Source organism: Bradyrhizobium sp. 179 (assembly GCF_023073535.1).
Lineage (GTDB): Bacteria > Pseudomonadota > Alphaproteobacteria > Rhizobiales > Xanthobacteraceae > Bradyrhizobium.
Genome location: NZ_JADPJR010000058.1, coordinates 134,647 through 154,390, shown reverse-complemented (window position 1 = coordinate 154,390; position 19,744 = coordinate 134,647). Strand labels below are relative to the sequence as shown.

Here is a 19,744-nt window from a genome sequence, read left to right as displayed (position 1 = left end):
CGCCTCTCGACCGCGCCAGCGGAGTTGCCATATGACCGGACCATGGACACTCGCATCGAAACCTCTTCGCTCGCCGGCACCGCGCCGGACACCATCGCCATCTCCAACGTCAATCTCTCATTGGGCACGGGTGCGGCACGCGTTCACATCCTCAAGGATATCAGCCTGCGTGTGGGCCGCAGCGAAACGATCGGCCTGATCGGCCCGTCAGGCTCGGGCAAATCCACGCTGCTGATGGTGATGGCGGGGCTGGAGCGTCCTGATAGCGGAGAGGTGGTGGTCAATGGTACGCCTTTCAATGCCCTCGACGAGGACGCGCTGGCCCGCTTCCGCGGCCGCCAGGTCGGCATCGTCTTCCAATCCTTCCATCTGATCCCGACCATGACGGCGCTGGAGAACGTTGCGGTGCCGCTCGAGCTCGCCGGCAATCCGGACGCCGCCAGGCGTGCGGCGCAGGAGCTGCAATCGGTCGGGCTCGGCGATCGATTGCATCATTATCCGACGCAGCTTTCCGGCGGCGAGCAGCAGCGCGTTGCGCTCGCGCGCGCGCTGGCGCCCGATCCCGCCATTCTCGTCGCCGACGAGCCGACCGGCAATCTGGATGAGACCACCGGACAGCAGATCGTCGATCTCCTGTTCAGCAAGCATGCCGACCGCGGCATGACGCTGGTGCTGGTCACGCACGATTCCTCGCTCGCGCACCGCTGCGATCGCGTGATCCGCCTGCGCTCCGGGCGCATCGACACGCAGACTGCGCCGGCATGAGCACGGCTGCCGAACCGTTGGCGAGGCCTCATGGCATCGCGCTCTCGCTGCGCTACGCACTGCGCGAATTGCGCGGCGGCCTGCGCGGCTTCTACGTCTTCATCGCCTGCATCGCGCTCGGCGTGATGGCGATCGCCGGCGTCGGCTCGGTCTCGGCGAGCCTCTCCGACGGTCTTGCCCGCGAAGGCCGCACCCTGCTCGGCGGCGACGTTTCGTTCGTGCTGTTCCAGCGCGCGGCCAAGCCGGAAGAAGTCGCCTTCCTGCGCTCGCGCGGCACCGTGTCGACCGCCGCGACCTTGCGCGGCATGGCGCGCTCGACTGACGGCAAGCTGGCGCTGGTCGAGATGAAGGCGGTCGACGACAGCTATCCGATGCTCGGCCAGCTGAAACTTGCGCCGCCGCTGCCGATGTCCGAGCTGCTGGCGATGCGCGACGGCGCGTTCGGCGCTGCCGCCGATCCGACGCTGCTGGCGCGGCTGTCGCTCAAGACCGGCGACCGCGTCACCATCGGCTCGGCGACGTTCGAGATCCGCAGCACCGTTGAGGCGGAGCCGGACAAGCTCGCCGGCGGCATCGGCTTCGGCCCGCGCTTCCTGATCAGCGAGGCGGGCCTGCACGCCACCGGCCTGATCCAGCCGGGCAGCCTGGTTCGCTGGGTCTACCGGGTGAAGCTGCCTGACGCCGCCAACAGCGAACGCGCCACTGAGACTTTCATCACCGACGCGCGCAATGCCGCGCCGCAGGCCGGCTGGGAGATCCGCAGCCGCTCCAACGCCTCGCCGCAGCTCGAGCGCAACATCAATCGTTTCACCCAATTCCTAACGCTGGTCGGGCTCGCCGCGCTGCTGGTCGGCGGCGTCGGGGTTGCCAATGCCGTGAAGAGTCATGTCGACCGGAAACTCGAGGTGATCGCGGCCTTCAAGGCCGTCGGCGCCACGGGCCGCGACGTGTTCGGCATCTATCTCGCGCAGGTGATCCTGCTCGCTGCGATCGGCTCGGCGATCGGCCTTGCGCTCGGCGCCGCGATGCCCTTCGCCATCGTCGGCCTGTTCGGCAAGCTGTTGCCGCTGCCGGTGGTGCCGGCCGTGCATGCCGACGAGCTCGCGTTGTCCTTCGTCTATGGCCTGCTCACCGCGCTGGCCTTCGGCCTCTGGCCGCTCGGCCGCGTCCACGACGTGCCCGTGGCCGCGCTGTTCCGCGACACCATCAGCTCCGAATGGCACCGGCCGCGCCTGGGCTACCTCGTGTTCATGGGCGTCGTGATCGTCCTGCTCGTTGCCGTCGTGATCGGTCTGTCATTCGACAAGCGCATCGCCGCGGTGTTCGTGGCGTCCTCCGTCGTCGTGTTCGCCCTGCTGCGCGGCATCGCCGCCCTGCTGATGGCGATCGCTCGGCGGCTGCCGCGAACGCAGCTGCCGATGCTGCGGCTCGCGATCGCCAACATCCACCGGCCGGGCGCGCTGACGCCGTCCGTCGTGCTGTCGCTGGGGCTAGGGCTCGCCGTGCTTGTCACCATCACCCAGATCGACGGCAATCTGCGTCGGCAGTTTCTGGCCGCGCTCCCCGATCAGGCGCCATCGTTCTTCTTCATCGACATCCCGAGCGCGCAAGCCGAGCAGTTCGACGGTTATCTGCGGCAGATCGCTCCCGGCGCCAAGGTCGAGGACGTGCCGATGCTACGCGGCCGCATCGTCGGCGCGCGCGGGTTGCGCGCCGAGGAGCTCAAGCCCTCCACCGATTCCGAATGGGTGCTGCAGAGCGACCGTGGCCTGACCTACACCGGCGAGTTGCCAAAGGGTTCCAAGGTGGTCGAGGGCGAATGGTGGAGCGCCGACTATTCCGGCCCGCCGCTGGTCTCGATGGAAAAGAAGATCGCTGACGGTCTTGGCCTCAAGCTCGGCGACGAGGTCGTGGTCAACGTGCTCGGCCGCGATATCCCGGCTAAAATCGGCAATTTGCGCACCATCGACTGGCAGGGGCTCGGTATCAACTTCGTCCTTGTGTTCTCGCCCAACGCCTTCAAGGGCGCGCCGCATACCCATATCGCCACGTTGACCGAAGCCGGCGGCAATGCTGCGGGCGACGGCCAGATCATCAAGCAGGTGGCGGATGCCTATCCGATGGTGACCAGCGTGCGCGTGCGCGAGGTGATGGAGACGGTCGGCTCGGTGGTGACCAACCTGGCGCTGGCGATCCGCGGCGCCAGCGCCGTGACCCTGATCTCGGCGATCCTGGTGCTCGGCGGGGCGCTCGCCGCGGGTCATCGCCACCGGGTCTATGATGCGGTGATCCTGAAGACGCTGGGCGCGACGCGGCTGCGGCTGCTCGGCGCCTATGCACTCGAATACCTCCTGATCGGGCTCGCCACCGCCTTGTTCGGCGTGATCGCCGGCAGCATCGCGGCCTGGATGATCGTGACGCGGCTGATGACGCTGAGTTTCGTCTGGCAGGCCGGCAGTGCGGCCGGCGTGGTCGTAGCCGCGCTCGTCGTCACGGTCGGGCTCGGGCTCGCCGGCACGTTGCTGGCATTGAACAAAAAGCCCGCGACGGTGTTGCGGAATTTGTGACAAAAGGTAGCGGCTGACCGCGCGGGAGCGGAATCGCACGATTCCTGCGGTTAACCACGTCCTCCCGTCAGGATTGTGGCCGAGGGCGACATTCGGCCGCGCGTGGACGGTTGCAGTGAATGTGTTAGTTTCCCACATATCGAGTGGGTTCGGAGCCCCGATTGTGAGCCAGAATTTAGTCGGCTGGCATCGGTATCCGAGATAGAACTGACGAACCGGCGGCATGGCGACCCTCGTGCCGGACCGGACCAACCAACGGGAATTCGACCATGTCGGACCTAGACCGTAACTACGCTTCTCCTTTCGGCAGGGCCGCCGGGCGTGTTGACGCCGCGACGGTCGATGCCGGCCTGCGCGCCTATATGCTGCGCATCTACAATTACATGAGCATTGGCCTGGCCATCACGGGCCTGGCGGCGCTCGGCGTCTACATGGCCGCCGTGACGGACGTCCCGACGCCGGAAGCCGTCCGCGTCGGCAAGCTGTTCCTGACGCCGTTCGGCTACGCGATGTTCGTGAGCCCCCTGAAGTGGCTGTTCATGCTGGCGCCGCTCGCGATGGTGTTCGTGATCTCGGCGGGCATCAACCGTCTGGCACCCTCGACCGCCCAGATCCTGTTCTGGGTATTCTCGGCGCTGATGGGCATCTCGCTGTCGTCGATCTTCCTGGTGTTCACGCACACCTCGATCGTGCGGGTGTTCTTCATCACCGCGGCCACCTTCGGTGCGCTGAGCCTCTACGGCTACACCACCAAGCGTGACCTGACTGGCATGGGCTCGTTCCTGTTCATGGGCCTGATCGGCATCGTCATCGCGAGCCTGGTCAACCTGTTCCTGGCGAGTTCGATGCTGCAGTTCATTGTCTCGGTGGTCGGCGTGCTGGTGTTTGCGGGCCTCACCGCCTGGGATACCCAGCGGCTGAAGAACGACTACATCTACGGCTACGCCTCGGCCGGCGGTGACATCGCGGAGCGTGCGGCCATCACCGGCGCGCTGTCGCTGTACCTGAACTTCATCAACCTGTTCACGCTGCTGTTGCAGCTCCTCGGCCAGCGCGATTAAGCGATAGGCTGAGAGAACGACATCAGCCCCGGCCGAAAGGCCGGGGTTTTTGTTTGGGGCATGATGTCGCCACATACCCGGTGTCATCGCCCGCCAATGGTCTCGCCTTCGGCGAGCCCGATGACGGGCTCCGGCGGGCGATCCAGCATTCCAAAGGGTTCGTGAGAAGCCGAGGGGCCGCGGCGTACTGGATGCCCCGCCCCCGTGCGCAATTGGCACTAGGCGGGGCATGACAGCACGGAGAAGATGGAGACTGCTGCGCCTGCATGACGGCTGGGAAGCAGCCCTGCCCTCTTCCAGCGGCCGCGGGAAGGCTCTAATCTTGCCGCCATGTCCGCACCCGAAATCAGGCCCACGCTCGAGGCCGATCTTCCCGCCATCACCGCCATTTACCAGCAGGCCGTCCGCGAGGGCACCGCGACGTTCGAGCTGGAGCCGCCCGATCTTGCCGAGATGACGCGCCGCTATCGCGCGCTGATCGACGGCGGCTATCCCTATTTCGTCGCGATCCTTGATCGTCGCGTCGCCGGCTATGCCTATGCCGGTGCCTACCGGCCGCGGCCGGCCTACCGCTTCACGGTGGAGAATTCGATCTATCTCGATCCCTCCTTCCAGCGCCGCGGTGTCGGCTCTCTGCTGCTGGAGCGGTTGATCATCGAATGCGAGGCGCGCGGCTTCCGGCAGATGATCGCGGTGATCGGCGATTCCGCCAATGCCGGCTCGATTGGCGTTCACGCCAAGAGCGGCTTCGAGATGATCGGCACGCATCCCAATGTCGGGCTGAAATTCGGCCGCTGGCTCGATACGGTGATGATGCAGCGCGCCCTCGGCGAGGGCGCAAGCACGGTGCCGGGAAAGTAGGCGCGTTGCGCCTTTGTCGTCCACCCGACGCCGCCTACACCACCGCCAGCTTGCGATCGATCACCAGCAGCACACGCTCGAGCTCGTGACCGCGGCGCAGGATCAGGCCGGTCGCCGAGATCACGCTGTACATGCCCTGCTTGCGCGCGAGCCGCGGGTCCTTCTCGATGCGATAGATCGGCACTTCCGAGGCGCGGCGATAGACCGAGAACACGGCGCGGTCCTTCAGGAAGTCGATGGCGTAGTCGCGCCACTCGCCGTCGGCGACCATGCGGCCATAGAGATTGAGGATCCGGTGCAGTTCGAGGCGGTTGAACGTCACCCGGTTCGGCTGCGTCGTCACAGCGGCGGGGCGCGCCGCCGCGCGCTGCTCGCTCGGATCGGCATCCTCCGACATCAGACTCATGGGAAGCGCCTCCTGATCGCGCGACATGACCCCGCGTCCCCGAAGACCGTCCCGGGAACTGCGCTCATGACAATTGCATGATCGCGCCAACCGTACCGGGCCGCAAGAGGCTCCCTAGCTCAACCAATGGAATCGATTGCGAATCCGAACACACGCAGCGGTGGAACTCCGTCGCGGCAAACCGTCACGGGATCGTTAGCAGGAATCATAGTATCGCCGCTTTTCCGCCTAGCGACTGCCGCCCTGCATTGCGAAAACACTTACGTGCGTTGACCCGGTCCTTCGGTTCCGGATTCCTCAGCCCCCAGCCCCCCGGGGTCGACAGGATCGGGTCTGTACGCACGGCAAGGAGGGCCAACGCAAGTTGGTCCTTTTTTGTTTGTGTCGGGATGTTTCCGATCCTGCGAACTTGTCTCTGATCCGCACTATGATCCGCACAAAGGCTGTCTCTCCTCATCCTGAGGGCCGCGCTCTTGCGCGGCGTCTTGAAGGATGGAGGCCCCATTGCATCAGCGGGGGGCCTTTCATGGTTCGAGATGCCGCGCAAGGGCGCGCTCCTCACCATGAGGATTGAAAGCAGAGTACGACGCCAAAGAATCAGTGCAGCGACGTGTACGCCGCGCCCAGCATCGGGCCCGGCTTCTCTCGGCTGCCATCCTGGACATAGACCACCGCGCCGTCGACGCCATCGCGCGTGAGATTCTCGATCGGCACCGTCCAGCTTTCCGGACGGCCGGTCCAGTCGCCGACCTTCAGCAGGTTGCGCACGACGTTGTGATAGGTGACCTGCTGTCCGCGATTTTCGCCGCGGGTGATCGTGATGGGCACCGACTTGGCGATCGAGCAGATCCAGACCTCGCCATGCGAGACCGTGGGCTCGTTGCTCCCGGCCACCGAGACGTTGATCTGCTTGCCCGCAAGCGACATCGTCACCGGCACGCTCATCACCCCCGTGCCCCTGTCGGTCTTGCCGATCGCATTCTCGATGCCGGTGCGATCGCTGCCGATGACATGGGTCGAGCCATTGACGACGACCTGCGGCGTGTAGACCTCACGGTCGCCGCGCACGCGCGAGTAAGCACGCTGCCGTGCAGAGAAGCGTGAATCCGCCAGCGTGTCCTTCCAGCCGAGATAATCCCAATAGTCGATCGGCATGCTCAACGCGATGACCGAGGGATCTTTGGAGAGATCGCCGATGATCTTGTCGGCGGGCGGACAGGACGAGCAGCCCTGCGAGGTAAACAATTCGACAACGGCGCGGGGATCAGCCTCGGCGGGGCGGATGACGGCGACGATCGCACAGATGCCGAGAGCACCCGACCAGAGGGCACTGGACCAACGTGAAATCGGATGAGAAGCCGTCATTGTTGTCATGTCTAACGCCGCACACCATTGCTTGTGAGAGGGAATCTTATCGCCTGATGGTCACCGTAGTCTTACGGGGCGCGGCACATTCGTCCTTCCAGGCAACCGTCCAGGAGGAGGTTTTCCACCGGCCGGGCCCATCCGAAACGTGCCGCAAACGCGCGAAGGCGGCCTTTTGATAGGCCGCCTTCGTTCAGGCTTCTACTCACTTCGCAGTGAGCCATCGTTCACAAATCCGCGCTTACGCCGCAAGCTTGCGCAGCACGTAGTGCAGAATGCCGCCGTTGCGGTAGTAGTCGAGCTCGTCCAGCGTATCGATGCGGCAAAGCAGCGAAACGCGCTGCAATGAACCGTCGCCGGAGACGATCTCCGCGGTCAGCTTCTGGCGCGGCTTGAGGTCGCCGACGAGGCCGCGCAGCGTGACCTTCTCGTCGCCCTTGAGACCCAGCGACTGCCAGGAGGTGCCCTCCTCGAAGGTCAGCGGCAGCACGCCCATGCCGACCAGGTTCGAGCGGTGGATGCGCTCGAAGCTCTGGCAAATCACGGCGCGAACACCGAGCAGGCGCGTGCCCTTTGCGGCCCAGTCGCGGGAGGAGCCGTTGCCATATTCGGCGCCGGCGAACACTACCAGCGGCACCTTCTCTTCCTGGTACTTCATCGCGGCGTCGTAGATCGACATCTGCTCGCCGTCGGGCCAGTGCTTGGTCAGACCGCCTTCCGGAATGTTGCCGTCGGCGCCCTTCAGCATGAAGTTCTTGATGCGGATGTTGGCGAAGGTGCCGCGCATCATGACTTCGTGGTTACCGCGGCGCGTGCCGTACTGGTTGAAGTCGGCAGGGCGCACCTGGTGCTCGCTGAGATATTTGCCCGCGGGCGAGGTGAGCTTGATCGAGCCGGCCGGCGAGATGTGGTCGGTGGTGATCTTGTCGCCGAACATGGCGAGGATGCGCGCCTCGACGATGTCGGTGACCGGCTCCGGCTCCTTCTTCATGCCGTCGAAATATGGCGGGTTCTGCACATAGGTCGAACTCATGTTCCAGCGATAGGTCTCGCTCTCGACCGTCTTGATCTTGCGCCAGTTGGTGTCGCCCTTGAACACGTCGGCATACTTCTTCTTGAAGATCGACGCGGTCACGAACTTCTTCATGAAGGCGTTGATTTCTTTCGTCGTCGGCCAGATGTCCTTCAGATATACCGGCTTGCCGTCCTTGCCCTCGCCGAGCGGCTCGGTGGCGAGGTTCTTGGTCACGCTGCCCGCGAGCGCGTAGGCGACGACCAACGGCGGCGAAGCCAGATAGTTCGCCTGCACGTCCGGCGAGACGCGGCCCTCGAAATTGCGGTTGCCGGAGAGCACGGCGGCCGCGACGATGCCGTTGTCGTTGATCGACTTTGAGATCTCCTCCGGCAGCGGACCGGAATTGCCGATGCAGGTGGTGCAGCCGAAGCCGACCAGGTTGAAGCCGACCTTGTCGAGGTCAGCCTGAAGGCCGGAATTGGCGAGATATTCCGCGACCACCTGGCTGCCCGGGGCAAGCGAGGTCTTCACCCACGGCTTCGCCTTGAGGCCCTTCGCTGCCGCATTGCGCGCGAGCAGGCCGGCCCCGATTAGCACGCTCGGATTCGAGGTGTTGGTGCACGAGGTGATCGCGGCGATCACGACGTCGCCATGGCCGAGATCGAAGTTCTTGCCTTCGACGGGGAAGCGCTTCGCAGGCTCCTCGCCCTTCTTGTACTCGCTGCTGAGCGCGAGCGAAAAGCCTTCCGCGACCGTGGGCAGCGCAATGCGGCCCTCGGGGCGCTTCGGGCCGGCCAGCGACGGCACGACGTCGCCGAGGTCGAGCGTCAGCGTTTCCGTGAACACCGGGTCGGGCGACTTGGCGGTGCGGAAGAGCCCTTGCGCCTTGGCATAGGCCTGCACCAGCGCAACGCGCGCCGCGGCCCGGCCGGAGGTCTTGAGATAATCGAGCGCGGCGGCGTCGACCGGGAAGAAGCCGCAGGTCGCGCCATACTCAGGGGCCATGTTGGCGATGGTCGCCTTGTCGGCGACGGAGAGATGGTCGAGACCGGGGCCGAAGAACTCGACGAACTTGCCGACGACGCCGAGCTTGCGCAGCATCTGCGTCACGGTCAGCACGAGGTCGGTCGCGGTGACGCCCTCCTTCAGCGCGCCCTTCAGCTTGAAGCCGACGACGTTGGGCAGCAGCATCGACAGCGGCTGGCCGAGCATGCAGGCTTCCGCCTCGATGCCGCCGACGCCCCAGCCGAGCACGGCCAGGCCGTTGACCATGGTGGTGTGGGAATCGGTACCGACCAGCGAGTCGGGATAAGCGACCTCGAAGGTGCCGGACTTCTTGCCGACCGTCATCTTTTCCTTCTTGGTCCAGACCGTCTGGGCCAGATATTCGAGATTGACCTGGTGGCAGATGCCGGTGCCGGGCGGCACGACGGAGAAGTTCGAGAACGCCTTCTGGCCCCACTTCAGGAACTCATAGCGCTCCTGATTCTGCTTGTATTCCTCGGTGACGTTCTTGCCGAAAGCCTTGTTGTCGCCGAAGAAGTTCACGATCACGGAATGGTCGATGACGAGATCGACCGGGACCAGCGGATTGATCTTCTCCGGCTCGCCGCCGAGCTTTTGCATCGCGTTGCGCATCGCGGCGAGATCGACCACCGCGGGCACGCCGGTGAAGTCCTGCATCAGGACGCGCGCCGGGCGGAATGCGATCTCATGCTCCAGCGACTTCTTGCGCAGCCATTTCGAGACGGCGACGATGTCTTCTTTCTTGACCGAGCGGCCGTCCTCGTTGCGCAGCAGGTTCTCGAGCAGGACCTTCATCGAATAGGGAAGTTTCGAAATTCCCTTCAGACCATTCTTCTCGGCTGTGGGCAGGCTGTAATAGACATAGGTCTTGGCGCCGACCTTGAGGGTCTTTTTGCATTTGAAGCTGTCGAGCGAGGTCATGTAGGAATCCCAATTGCTAGTTATACCCGGCAGGGTATTTTAACACCGTCAGCGTATCAGGCTGGGCCGCTTGCAGGGGCAGGTTGAGTTGCTGCATCAAGTAGTTCCGGGCTTATAGAAGCTTTCTAACCGCGCCGCCACAGCCACAATCGTGCCGCAGCAATTCGCGAGCCAAAAATTCCCATGCGCTACCCCAAGATTTCCTGAGGCCCGGCTTTGAGCGGGTTGAAACGAAGCGAAATGCGGCTTTCCGGTAGCGGGCTCAGATGCGTGAGGGGCGGACGCGAGGTGTTCGCCAGCCTCGATTTTGCGGCCGGCTCGGGCGAAGCCCTGGCGGTCGTCGGCCGCAACGGATCGGGCAAAACTTCGCTGCTGCGGCTGATCGCCGGCCTGCTCATTCCGGCCGGCGGGACGATCGCGCTGGACGGGGGCGATGGCGAGCTGACGCTGCCGGAGCAGTGCCATTATCTCGGCCATCGCGATGCCCTGAAGCCGGCGCTGAGCGTGGCGGAAAATCTGGCATTCTGGGCTGATTTTCTCGGCGGCGAGCGCTGCGATGCCGCCGAGAGCCTCATCAAGGTCGGCCTCGATCACGCCGCCCACCTGCCGGCCGCCTTCCTCTCCGCCGGCCAGCGCCGCCGGCTGTCACTGGCCCGGCTGCTGACCGTGCGCCGCCCGGTCTGGCTGCTGGACGAGCCGACCAACGCGCTGGACCTCGCTGGCCAGGAGATGTTCGGCGGCTTGATGCGCGAGCACCTGTCGCGCGGCGGCTTGATCATCGCAGCCACCCACGCCCCGCTGGGGATCGACTCGCGAGAGCTGCGGATCGGGGGTATGGCGTGATCGGACCTGACCCTCAGCTTTCCGAGCGGCTGGGCACGGCTCTCTCCATTCCCTCCCCCCTCTTGCCGCGGGCTCCCTCGCCTCCCCCGCTTGCGGGAGAGGCCGGCGCGCAGCGCCGGGTGAGGGTTCTCTCCTCTGGGGGAGTCTTCGTTGTCGAGACACCCTCTCCCCGACCTTCCCCCGCAAGCGGGGGAGGGAGCGCAGCGTCCCTGTGGCGCGAGATGCGAGCTCGCAGCGCCGAAAGGGCCACCCCATGACCGCCCTTGCCGCGCTCATCCGCCGGGACATCCGGATCGCGCTTCGCGTCGGGGGTGGGGCATTGATTGGCGTGCTGTTCTTCCTCACTGTGGTGGTGCTGATGCCGTTCGCGGTGGGCCCGGACCTGGCGCTGCTGTCGCGGCTCGGGCCGGCCATCCTGTGGCTCGGTGCGCTGCTGGCGAGCCTGCTCACGCTGGACCGCCTGTTCATGGCCGATCACGAGGACGGCTCGCTCGACCTGATCACGATGAGCCGGACGCCGCTGGAACTGGCCTGCGCTGCGAAAGCACTGGCGCACTGGCTGGCCGCCGGCCTGCCGCTGATTGTCGCAACCCCGGTGCTCGGCCTCTTGCTCAATCTCGACATGGTCGCAACCGGCGCGGTGGCGCTGACACTGCTGGCAGGCACCCCGGCGCTCACCTTCACCGGCATGATCGGCGCGGCGCTGGCGGTGACGCTGCACCGCGGCGGGCTTTTGATGGCCGTGCTGGTGCTGCCGCTGTCGATTCCGGTGCTGATTTTCGGGGTCGCGGCCTCGCAGGCGGTGATCGTCGGCCCCATGACGTTCGGCGCGCCGTTCTCGATCCTATGCGCACTGTCGCTGGTCAGCCTCGTCGTCGGCCCCTTCGCGGCGGCGGCGAGCCTGCGGCATGGACTCGACTGAGATGGGCTCGCCTGACCTCGACCCGGATGAACTCTCGCGACGCACTTTCGTGCTGATTGCCTGAGCGCTCCCGGATCATTATCACAATAACCATGACGCTGATCGACCTCGCCAATCCCACGCGGTTCCTCGCGCTAACAGCCCGCCTGTTGCCGTGGCTTGCGGGTGCGACCGTCATCCTGCTCGCCATCGGCCTGTACCAATCAGCGCTTGCGCCCGACGATTATCAGCAGGGCGCGACGGTAAAGATCATGTTCATCCACGTGCCCAATGCCTGGCTCTCGATGTTGGTGTGGGGTGTCATGAGCATCGCCTCGCTGGGCACGTTGGTATGGCGGCATCCGCTCGCCGATGTCGCCGCCAAAGCGGCAGCGCCGATCGGCGCCGCCTTCACCTTCCTCGCGCTGCTCACGGGCTCGCTGTGGGGACGGCCGATGTGGGGCACCTATTGGGAATGGGACGCGCGGCTGACATCGGTGCTGATCCTGTTCCTGATGTATCTCGGCCTGATGGCGCTGTGGCGCGCGGTCGACGATCCCTCGCGCGCTGCACGCGCCGCGGCGGTGCTGACGCTGGTCGGCGCCATCAACCTGCCCATCATCAAGTTTTCCGTCGACTGGTGGAACACGCTGCATCAGCCGGCCTCGGTGATGCGCATCGGCGGCTCGGCACTCGACAAATCGTTCCTGATCCCGCTGCTGGTGATGGCGATCGCCTTCACGCTGCTGTTCGTCACGTTGCACTTAGCTGCGATGCGCAACGAGATCCTGCGCCGCCGTGTCCGCTCCCTGCAGATGATGCAGGCGAGTCGCGTCGCGTTTTCGAGCGAGTTAAGCGCCGGTTCGCGTGAAGAAAACGCGTCAAAAGAAGCTGGAGCCGCGTGATGATAACGCTCGGTCCTTACGCGTCGTTCATCGTGATGTCCTATGCCGCAGCGGCCCTCGTGGTCATGCTCCTGATCGGCTGGGTGATGCTCGACTACCGCAGCCAGACCGCGCGCCTGCGCGAACTCGATCGCAGCGGCTTTACCCGCCGCTCCGGCCGCAGTGCGACGGACAGATCATGAGCGATCCATCGAGCCAGGCGACGCCGCAGCGCCGCACCTTCCTAATGGTGCTGCCGCTGATCGCCTTCATCGCGCTGGCCCTGCTGTTCTGGTTTCGGCTCGGCAGCGGCGATCCCTCGCGGATTCCGTCCGCGCTGATCGGGCGGCCTGCGCCGCAAACCCTGCTGCCGCCGCTCGAAGGATTGCAGGCTGACAATGCGCCGGTGCCGGGGCTCGATCCCGCCGCGTTCAAGGGCAAGGTCAGTCTCGTCAACGTCTGGGCGTCCTGGTGCGTGCCCTGCCATGATGAGGCGCCGCTGCTGACCGAGCTCGCCAAGGACAAGCGCTTCCAGCTCGTCGGCATCAACTACAAGGATGCGGCCGACAATGCGCGGCGCTTCCTCGGGCGCTACGGCAACCCGTTCGGCCGCGTCGGCGTGGACGCCAACGGTCGCGCCTCGATCGAATGGGGCGTCTATGGCGTGCCGGAGACCTTCGTCGTCGGCCCCGAGGGCACCATCGTCTACAAGCTGGTTGGACCGATCACGCCGGACAATCTACGCACCGTGTTATTGCCGCAGCTGGAGAAGGCGTTGAAGGCGGCGGGAAGCTAATTTAGCTCCGCTCTCGCGACACACTCAACTGTCATCGCCCGACTCGATCGGGCGATCCAGTATTCCGGAGACGTCAGTAGTATACGAAGAGGCCGCGGCGTACCGGAGTCTCCGCTTCGCGGGGAATGACAGCGATACGTGGGGCGACGTTTCGCCCTACCCCTTGCTCACATCTCCGGCCTCGGCCTCGCTCGCTTCCAGCGACGCCGGCGCAAGGTGATAGCGCTTGGTCAGCGGCAATTGGGCGACGGCGAAGATCATGGTCAGCGTCGTCACGCCGAAGACCTTGAAGTTCACCCAGAAATCCGTGCTCTGGGTGCGCCAGATGATCTCGTTCAGCACCGCCATGCCGGCAAAGAACAGCGCCCAGCGCAGCGTGAGGATGCGCCAGCCGTGCGGCGTCAGATTGAACACCTGATCGAACATCACGGCAATGAAGGAGCGGCCGAACAGCAGGCCGCCGCCGAGGATCGCGGCGAACAGGCCGTAGATGATGGTCGGCTTGACCTTGATGAAGGTCTCATCGTGTAGCACCAGGGTCAGCGTGCCGAACACCAGCACGATCACGGCCGTCACGATCGCCATGATCGGAATGTGCCGCGTCACCACATAGGAGGCGGCCATCGCCGCCACGATCGCCACCATGAAGGCGCCGGTCGCGGCGAACAGGTTGAACCTGGCATTGACGAAGAAGAACACGAGCAGCGGACCGAGCTCGGTCGCAAGCTTGAACAACGGATGTGGCTGGGTCTTGTCCATTCTCAACTTTCGATTCCGGCGATCGCGCGGGCGAAATCGCGCGCGGTGAAGGGCGCGAGATCATCGACGCCTTCGCCGACGCCGATGAAATGCACCGGCAGCTTGAATTTTTCCGCCAGCGCCACCAGGATGCCGCCGCGCGCGGTGCCGTCGAGCTTGGTCATCACGAGGCCGGTGACCCCGGCGGTGCGATGAAAGGCCTCGACCTGCGACAGCGCGTTCTGGCCGACGGTGGCATCCAGCACCAGCAGCACCGCATGCGGCGCGGTGGCATCCACCTTGCGGATGACGCGCACGACCTTCTCGAGCTCGTTCATCAGTTCGGCCTTGTTCTGAAGCCGGCCCGCGGTGTCGATCAAGAGGATGTCGGCGCTCTGCTCCCTTGCTGCCGTCAGCGCGCTGAAGGCAAGGCTCGCGGAATCCGAGCCTTGCGCGCCGGCGATGACCGGCGTCTTGGTGCGCTCGCCCCAGACCTTGAGCTGCTCGATCGCCGCCGCGCGAAAGGTGTCGCCGGCAGCCAGCATCACCTTGCGGCCTTCGGAGGCGAATTTTTGCGATAGCTTGCCGATGGTGGTGGTCTTGCCGGAGCCGTTGACGCCGACCACGAGGATGACGAACGGCTTCTTGCCCGCATCGATCTCGAGCGGCTTCGCCACCGGCGCGAGCACCTTCTCGACCTCGGTGGCGACCACGTCCTTGACCTCGTCCGCCGAGATCGCCTTGTCGTAGCGCCCCGTGCCGACGGCATCGGCGATCCGCACTGCGACTTGCGTGCCGAGATCGGCGCGCAGCAGCACGTCCTCGATGTCGTCGAGCATGGCGCGATCGAGCTTGCGCTTGGTGACGAGGTCGGCGACCGCGGTCCCGAGCGAGGACGAGGTGCGCTTCAGCCCGTCGGACAGGCGGCGCCACCAGCTCAGCTTGGGGGTCTCGGAGGTATCGTTCATGGTGGGGGTGTGTTAGCCGTTCCGACGATTAAACGAAAGTCTTGCAATTGCTCGATGTTCCCGAATTGACCGCTGATGAGATCTTGGCCCGCGTGCTCCATCGCGACGGCTTGATGCTGGTCATCGACAAGCCGGCCGGCCTGCCAGTGCATCGCGGCCCCAAGGGCGGGGCGAACCTCGAAGCCTCCTTCGACGCGCTCCGCTTCGGCCTGCCGCGGCCGCCAGTGCTGGCTCACCGGCTCGACAAGGACACCTCAGGCTGTCTCGTGCTCGGCCGCCATCGCAAAGCAACCGCTTCGCTCGGCCTGCTGTTCAAGCACGGCAAGATCGGCAAGACATACTGGACCGTGGTCGAGGGCGGCCCTGATGAAGATGAAGGCACCATCGACATGCCGCTCGGCCGCCTCAATGCCGAGCGCGGCTGGTGGCAGAAGCCGGATCCCGAAGGGCAGAAGGCGATCACCAATTGGAAGGTGATGGGCCGGGGCGCGGGCCTCGCCTGGCTCGCCATGGAACCGGTGACCGGCCGGACCCACCAATTGCGGGTGCATTCGGCCGCGACCGGCTGGCCGATCGTCGGCGATAACATTTACGGCAACGGCCCGCGCTTCGGCGAGCCGCGCCTGCACCTGCATTCCCGTGAGATCGTGGTGCCGATCTCCCGGAACAAGGAGCCGATCCGCGTCGTGGCGCCGGCCCCGCCCCACATGCACGAGCGCCTCCGCGCCTGCGGATGGAACGGGGACTAGCCCGGCAGCCAGCGCCTCATGGTGAGGAGGCGCGTCAGCGCCGTCTCGAACCATGAAAGGCCCGTGCTGTTGCAGTTGAGCCTCGATCCTTCGAGACGCCCGCTTTGCGGGCTCCTCAGGATGAAGGGCGACAAGCCCATGGTTTACGAAACGTTCAGCGCTCGCCTCTAATGATAGCGGTTGCTTAGAACAAGCTTCTGTAACCGCTCAGGACGAGCAGCGCGTGATGTCCAAGGCCGAGCTATCGATCATCGACGAGGTCGAATCCGCGATACGGATGGGCTCGCCGGAAAAAGGGCTGGAGACGGCCCGGCGCGTCACGGACCTGTTCCTGTGTTCCGCCGGCAGCTTTGACGACGAGCAGATCGCGCTGTTTGACGACGTGCTCGAGCGCCTGATCGGCACCATCGAGCTGCGCGCCGTCGCCGACATCGGCGCCCGAATTGCGCTCGCCGAGATAAGCGCGCAACTCGCGCCGATCGCGCAGGCGCCGCCATCCGTGATCCGCCGCCTCGCCAGCAATGACGAGATCCGTATCGCCGGACCCGTGCTCCAGGAATCCGCGCGCCTCGACGATGGCGAGCTGGTGAAGATCGCATCATCCAAGGGCGAGCCGCATCTGCTCGCGGTCGCCGGCCGCTGGTGGCTGAGGGAGATCGTCACCGATGCGCTGCTGGCGCGGCGCTATCCCAGCGTCAGCCGGCGGCTCGCCGCCAATCCCGGCGCCCGCGTCTCCGGCAGCGGATTTGCCATCATCGTCGGACAGGCCGAAAGCGATCCGGAGCTCGCGGTCAGCGTCGGCGTCCGCGTCGATTTGCCGTCGGAGCTGCGCCGCCGATTGCTGCGTTCGACGACGGATGCGGTGCGCACCCGCCTGTTGTCGCGTGCACCTCCGCATCTGTTCGAGGAAATCCAGAGCGCGATTGCCGCCGTCACCGTCGGCGTCGAGCGCGAGATGTCTGGCGTTCGCGATTTCGAAGGCGCCAAGCGGGCCATCGCAAATCTCAAGACGATCGGCCAGCTCAACGAAGCGACGCTGCTCGGCTTCGCCACGCAGCGGCGCTATGAGGAGACCGTCGCGGCCCTGGCGGCGCTGTCCGGATCGACCGTCGAGGTGATTCGCCCGCTGATGCAGAGCCTGCGCGACGATGGCCTGCTCGTGCCGTGCAAGGCCGCGCAGCTTAGCTGGAACACCACCGCCGCCGTGCTCGAAAGCCGTTTTGCGACGGGCGCGATGAAGCCGGCTGATCTTGCGCGCTCGCAGGGCCATTTTGCGAGAATGACGACGGAGAATGCGCGGCGCACGCTGCGGTTCTGGCAGGTGCGGGCCTTGTAGGGCACACCGTGTACCATATCGGCGGTGTCATCACCCGCGAAGGCGGTGATCCAGTATTCCAGAGACGTTTGTGAGATACGGAGAAGCGGCGGCGCACTGGGCCGCCCGGCCCCGTCTCCGCTAGGCTACGCCGGGCCCGCAGCGGTGCTCGGCCGGCGAAGCTTTAGCGAAGACGGCAAGCCGGACGACGACACCGACTATGTGATCAGCCGCTCGCCATCGCTGCCAACGATCCTGAGCGGCACGACGCTGCCCACACGTTCGCCCGCAATCGCCACCGGCAGATAATGCTCCGTGCGTCCCTGGCCTTCGCTCTCGATCAGCACCTCGCGCGCGGCGCCGATCTCGGCTTGCAGTCGCTGCCGCAATGCCGCCGCACCGGCTGCACGCAGCCGCTTCGCACGTTCCTTGATCGCGCCCCCCGCAACCTGCGGCATTCGCGCGGCCGGCGTGCCGGGGCGTGGCGAGTAGGGAAAGACGTGCAGGAACGTCAAACCACATTCCCCGACGAGATCGAGCGAGCGCAAGAACATGTCCTCGGTCTCGGTCGGAAAGCCCGCGATGATGTCGGCGCCGAAAACGACGTCCGGCCGCAGGCGGCGCACCTGGTCGCAGAACGCGATCGCATCCTGGCGCGAATGCCGCCGCTTCATGCGCTTCAAGATCAGGTCGTCGCCGGATTGCAGCGACAGGTGCAGATGCGGCATCAGTCGCGCATCGTCGGCGATAGCATCGAGCAGATCGTCATCTGCCTCGATCGAATCGATCGAGGAGATGCGCAGGCGCCTCAAGTCCGGCACGTGCCGCAAAATCTGCTTGGTCAGCATGCCGAGCTTGGGCGCGCCCGGCAGGTCAGCGCCGTAGCTGGTGAGGTCGACGCCAGTCAGCACGATCTCGCCATGACCGCGCTCCACCAGCGCCCGCACCTGATCGACCACAGCGCCCATCGGCACCGAGCGCGAGTTGCCGCGGCCGAACGGGATGATGCAGAAGGTGCAGCGATGGTCGCAGCCGTTCTGCACCTGCACGAAGACGCGCGGCAGGCCGGCGGCAAAGCCGTCGATCAGATGCGGCGCCATCGCCTTCACTGCCATGATGTCGCCAACGGCAATCTTCTGGCTGGCACCGATGTCGAATGCATCGCGCGCATCGCGCCATGCGGACGAGCGCATCTTGTCGTCATTGCCGACGACGCGATCGACCTCGGCCATGTCGGCGAACATCGCGCTTTGCGTTTGCGCGGCGCAGCCGGTGACCACGATACGCGCACCGGGCCGCTCGCGCTTCAATTTGCGGATCGACTGGCGTGCCTGCGCCACCGCCTCGTTGGTGACGGCGCAGCTGTTGATGACGATGGTGTCGAAGAGGCCGGCACCTTCAGCCTCGCGGCGGATCACCTCGGCCTCGAAGGCGTTGAGGCGGCAGCCGAAGGTGACGATGTCGACGGCCATCAGCCGACCGGCGCGAACAGCGCCGGATCGAAATTGCCTTCATATTCGAAGGTCGCGGTGCCCGTCATCAGCACATGGTCGTCGCGCTCGCGCCATTCGATGGCGAGCTTGCCGCCGGGCAATGTGATCTCGACATTGCGATTGGCGCGCTTCAGCCGCGCCGCGGCGACAGCCGTGGCGCAGGCTGCCGAACCGCAGGCCCTGGTGAGGCCGGCGCCGCGCTCCCAGGTGCGAATCGTGATGTGGTCGCGATCAACGATGTGAGCAAGCGTAATATTGGCGCGCTCGGGGAAGATCGGATGGTTTTCGAGCAGAGGACCAAACCGCTCGAGATCATAGGCGTTGACGTCCTCGACCCAGAAGATTGCGTGCGGATTGCCCATGTTCACCACCGAAGGCGAATGCAGGATCGGATTGTCGATCGGCCCGATCTGCAACTCGATGTAGCGGGTGTCGCGAAACTCTTCCGCCAGCGGAATGTCCTGCCAGCCGAACTTCGGCGCGCCCATGTCGACGGTATAGAGGTCGGGCGCCGGGCCTTGCCAGCAATTGAGCAGGCCCGCAGCCGTCTCGAACGTCGCCGTGGTCTGTCCGCTCTTCTCGAAAATGCGGCGCACGACGCAGCGCATGCCGTTGCCGCAGGCACCGGCTTCGGAGCCGTCATTGTTGTAGATGCGGATGAAGGCCTCAGTGCCGTGCAGCCGCGGCTTCTGCAGCACCATGAGCTGGTCGTAAGCCACGCCGCCATTTGCGGACGCCACCGCCCGCGCGTCGTCCGGCGTGACCTTTGCTGTGGAATCGCGCATGTCGACAACGACGATCTCGTTGCCGATGCCGTTCATCTTGGCAAATGCGTGGTTGGCCAGCGCGCTCATGAAAATTCCCGAATTTCGCCCGTCTTATATGGCGATCCTTGCCGGCTTGGCCAGCGGTTTGCTGCGGAGCGCCCAGGCCGCGGCCCGCGACGCCGCCCATGACGCATCTGTCATGGGACGAATTCGGCGCCCGCGTGTTAGAACGGCGCCATTCGCGCGAACCGGGAAGCGCGGCCGGGCGCAAAACGGGATTTAGGCCTTGGTCGGCAAGGTCTT

At 65.3% G+C, this 19,744-nt stretch carries 18 protein-coding genes; 11 read left to right on the top strand and 7 right to left on the bottom strand.

Features of this window, described 5'->3' with window-relative positions; all coding sequences use genetic code 11:
• Positions 1-42 precede the first annotated feature (42 nt).
• The 4 genes from IVB12_RS14650 (at position 43) to IVB12_RS14635 (ending at position 5,254) form a co-directional block, all read left to right on the top strand.
• Positions 43-765 carry an ABC transporter ATP-binding protein gene (locus tag IVB12_RS14650; protein WP_247299993.1) on the top strand — a complete coding sequence of 241 codons (723 nt, stop codon included), beginning with the start codon at positions 43-45 and terminating at the stop codon, positions 763-765.
• A complete protein-coding gene (locus IVB12_RS14645) occupies positions 762-3,332 on the top strand; it encodes an FtsX-like permease family protein (protein ID WP_247299991.1) in 2,571 nt (856 codons plus the stop codon). Before IVB12_RS14650 ends, IVB12_RS14645 begins: the two co-directional genes overlap by 4 nt.
• 269 nt (positions 3,333-3,601) lie before the next feature.
• On the top strand, positions 3,602-4,393 hold the full coding sequence (locus IVB12_RS14640; RefSeq protein WP_247281250.1) for a Bax inhibitor-1/YccA family protein: 792 nt from the start codon (positions 3,602-3,604) through the stop codon (positions 4,391-4,393).
• A 330-nt stretch (positions 4,394-4,723) separates the two neighbouring features.
• Positions 4,724-5,254: a GNAT family N-acetyltransferase gene (locus IVB12_RS14635; RefSeq protein ID WP_247299989.1), complete on the top strand. Its 531-nt coding sequence runs from the start codon at positions 4,724-4,726 to the stop codon at positions 5,252-5,254.
• 34 nt (positions 5,255-5,288) lie between these two features.
• On the opposite strand, the gene IVB12_RS14630 is transcribed toward IVB12_RS14635, so the two are convergent.
• The 3 genes from IVB12_RS14630 to acnA all read right to left on the bottom strand — a co-directional run bounded on the left by IVB12_RS14630 (position 5,289) and on the right by acnA (position 9,987).
• The gene (locus IVB12_RS14630; RefSeq protein WP_247299988.1) at positions 5,289-5,660 is read right to left on the bottom strand and encodes a DUF2794 domain-containing protein; all 372 of its coding nucleotides are present in this window, start codon (positions 5,658-5,660) and stop codon (positions 5,289-5,291) included.
• 597 nt (positions 5,661-6,257) lie between these two features.
• On the bottom strand, positions 6,258-7,034 hold the full coding sequence (locus IVB12_RS14625; RefSeq protein WP_247299986.1) for a DUF1223 domain-containing protein: 777 nt from the start codon (positions 7,032-7,034) through the stop codon (positions 6,258-6,260).
• A gap of 232 nt (positions 7,035-7,266) precedes the next feature.
• Complete coding sequence (gene acnA, locus IVB12_RS14620; protein WP_247299984.1) at positions 7,267-9,987, bottom strand: aconitate hydratase AcnA; 2,721 nt, start codon at positions 9,985-9,987, stop codon at positions 7,267-7,269.
• Between the two features lie 240 nt (positions 9,988-10,227).
• Here acnA and ccmA point away from each other — a divergent pair, with 240 nt between their 5' ends.
• The 5 genes from ccmA (at position 10,228) to IVB12_RS14595 (ending at position 13,411) form a co-directional block, all read left to right on the top strand.
• Positions 10,228-10,830 (top strand): heme ABC exporter ATP-binding protein CcmA, encoded by a 603-nt coding sequence (gene ccmA, locus IVB12_RS14615; RefSeq protein WP_247299982.1) that lies wholly within the window; start codon positions 10,228-10,230, stop codon positions 10,828-10,830.
• Positions 10,831-11,083: 253 nt separating this feature from the next.
• The gene (ccmB, locus tag IVB12_RS14610) at positions 11,084-11,752 is read left to right on the top strand and encodes a heme exporter protein CcmB (protein ID WP_063685042.1); all 669 of its coding nucleotides are present in this window, start codon (positions 11,084-11,086) and stop codon (positions 11,750-11,752) included.
• A gap of 92 nt (positions 11,753-11,844) precedes the next feature.
• Positions 11,845-12,636, top strand: a complete 792-nt coding sequence (locus IVB12_RS14605; RefSeq protein ID WP_247299980.1) for a heme ABC transporter permease — start codon at positions 11,845-11,847, stop codon at positions 12,634-12,636.
• A complete protein-coding gene (gene ccmD / locus IVB12_RS14600) occupies positions 12,633-12,818 on the top strand; it encodes a heme exporter protein CcmD (RefSeq protein WP_247299978.1) in 186 nt (61 codons plus the stop codon). The genes IVB12_RS14605 and ccmD overlap by 4 nt, the downstream gene beginning before the upstream one ends.
• Positions 12,815-13,411, top strand: a complete 597-nt coding sequence (locus IVB12_RS14595) for a DsbE family thiol:disulfide interchange protein (RefSeq protein ID WP_247299976.1) — start codon at positions 12,815-12,817, stop codon at positions 13,409-13,411. Before ccmD ends, IVB12_RS14595 begins: the two co-directional genes overlap by 4 nt.
• Positions 13,412-13,567: 156 nt before the next feature.
• Here the strand turns inward: IVB12_RS14595 and IVB12_RS14590 are convergent, their stop codons facing one another.
• Entirely contained in the window at positions 13,568-14,170 is a 603-nt protein-coding gene (locus IVB12_RS14590; RefSeq protein WP_247299974.1) for a septation protein A, read from the bottom strand.
• A 2-nt stretch (positions 14,171-14,172) separates the two neighbouring features.
• Entirely contained in the window at positions 14,173-15,117 is a 945-nt protein-coding gene (gene ftsY / locus IVB12_RS14585; protein ID WP_247299972.1) for a signal recognition particle-docking protein FtsY, read from the bottom strand.
• Positions 15,118-15,164: 47 nt separating this feature from the next.
• On the opposite strand from ftsY, the gene IVB12_RS14580 reads away from it, so the two are divergent.
• A complete protein-coding gene (locus IVB12_RS14580; RefSeq protein ID WP_247299970.1) occupies positions 15,165-15,866 on the top strand; it encodes an RNA pseudouridine synthase in 702 nt (233 codons plus the stop codon).
• Positions 15,867-16,092: 226 nt separating this feature from the next.
• Complete coding sequence (locus tag IVB12_RS14575; RefSeq protein ID WP_247299968.1) at positions 16,093-17,202, top strand: DUF2336 domain-containing protein; 1,110 nt, start codon at positions 16,093-16,095, stop codon at positions 17,200-17,202.
• 197 nt (positions 17,203-17,399) lie between these two features.
• Here IVB12_RS14575 and mtaB read toward each other — a convergent pair whose 3' ends face one another.
• Together mtaB and dapF are read right to left on the bottom strand one after the other, a co-directional pair.
• Positions 17,400-18,653, bottom strand: a complete 1,254-nt coding sequence (gene mtaB / locus IVB12_RS14570; protein WP_247299966.1) for a tRNA (N(6)-L-threonylcarbamoyladenosine(37)-C(2))-methylthiotransferase MtaB — start codon at positions 18,651-18,653, stop codon at positions 17,400-17,402.
• The gene (dapF, locus tag IVB12_RS14565; protein ID WP_247299964.1) at positions 18,653-19,528 is read right to left on the bottom strand and encodes a diaminopimelate epimerase; all 876 of its coding nucleotides are present in this window, start codon (positions 19,526-19,528) and stop codon (positions 18,653-18,655) included. Before dapF ends, mtaB begins: the two co-directional genes overlap by 1 nt.
• Positions 19,529-19,744: the final 216 nt, after the last annotated feature.

What these genes read in the sequence shown, in the direction of transcription:
- IVB12_RS14625 (WP_247299986.1), bottom strand. Translation starts at nt 7,034, where the DNA reads ATGACAACAATGACGGCTTCTCATCCGATTTCACGTTGGTCCAGTGCC.
- acnA (WP_247299984.1), bottom strand. Translation starts at nt 9,987, where the DNA reads ATGACCTCGCTCGACAGCTTCAAATGCAAAAAGACCCTCAAGGTCGGC.
- dapF (WP_247299964.1), bottom strand. Translation starts at nt 19,528, where the DNA reads ATGAGCGCGCTGGCCAACCACGCATTTGCCAAGATGAACGGCATCGGC.
- IVB12_RS14605 (WP_247299980.1), top strand. Translation starts at nt 11,845, where the DNA reads ATGACGCTGATCGACCTCGCCAATCCCACGCGGTTCCTCGCGCTAACA.
- IVB12_RS14645 (WP_247299991.1), top strand. Translation starts at nt 762, where the DNA reads ATGAGCACGGCTGCCGAACCGTTGGCGAGGCCTCATGGCATCGCGCTC.
- IVB12_RS14590 (WP_247299974.1), bottom strand. Translation starts at nt 14,170, where the DNA reads ATGGACAAGACCCAGCCACATCCGTTGTTCAAGCTTGCGACCGAGCTC.
- IVB12_RS14630 (WP_247299988.1), bottom strand. Translation starts at nt 5,660, where the DNA reads ATGAGTCTGATGTCGGAGGATGCCGATCCGAGCGAGCAGCGCGCGGCG.
- ftsY (WP_247299972.1), bottom strand. Translation starts at nt 15,117, where the DNA reads ATGAACGATACCTCCGAGACCCCCAAGCTGAGCTGGTGGCGCCGCCTG.
- IVB12_RS14635 (WP_247299989.1), top strand. Translation starts at nt 4,724, where the DNA reads ATGTCCGCACCCGAAATCAGGCCCACGCTCGAGGCCGATCTTCCCGCC.
- IVB12_RS14650 (WP_247299993.1), top strand. Translation starts at nt 43, where the DNA reads ATGGACACTCGCATCGAAACCTCTTCGCTCGCCGGCACCGCGCCGGAC.
- ccmB (WP_063685042.1), top strand. Translation starts at nt 11,084, where the DNA reads ATGACCGCCCTTGCCGCGCTCATCCGCCGGGACATCCGGATCGCGCTT.
- IVB12_RS14575 (WP_247299968.1), top strand. Translation starts at nt 16,093, where the DNA reads ATGTCCAAGGCCGAGCTATCGATCATCGACGAGGTCGAATCCGCGATA.
- IVB12_RS14595 (WP_247299976.1), top strand. Translation starts at nt 12,815, where the DNA reads ATGAGCGATCCATCGAGCCAGGCGACGCCGCAGCGCCGCACCTTCCTA.
- mtaB (WP_247299966.1), bottom strand. Translation starts at nt 18,653, where the DNA reads ATGGCCGTCGACATCGTCACCTTCGGCTGCCGCCTCAACGCCTTCGAG.
- IVB12_RS14640 (WP_247281250.1), top strand. Translation starts at nt 3,602, where the DNA reads ATGTCGGACCTAGACCGTAACTACGCTTCTCCTTTCGGCAGGGCCGCC.
- ccmA (WP_247299982.1), top strand. Translation starts at nt 10,228, where the DNA reads ATGCGGCTTTCCGGTAGCGGGCTCAGATGCGTGAGGGGCGGACGCGAG.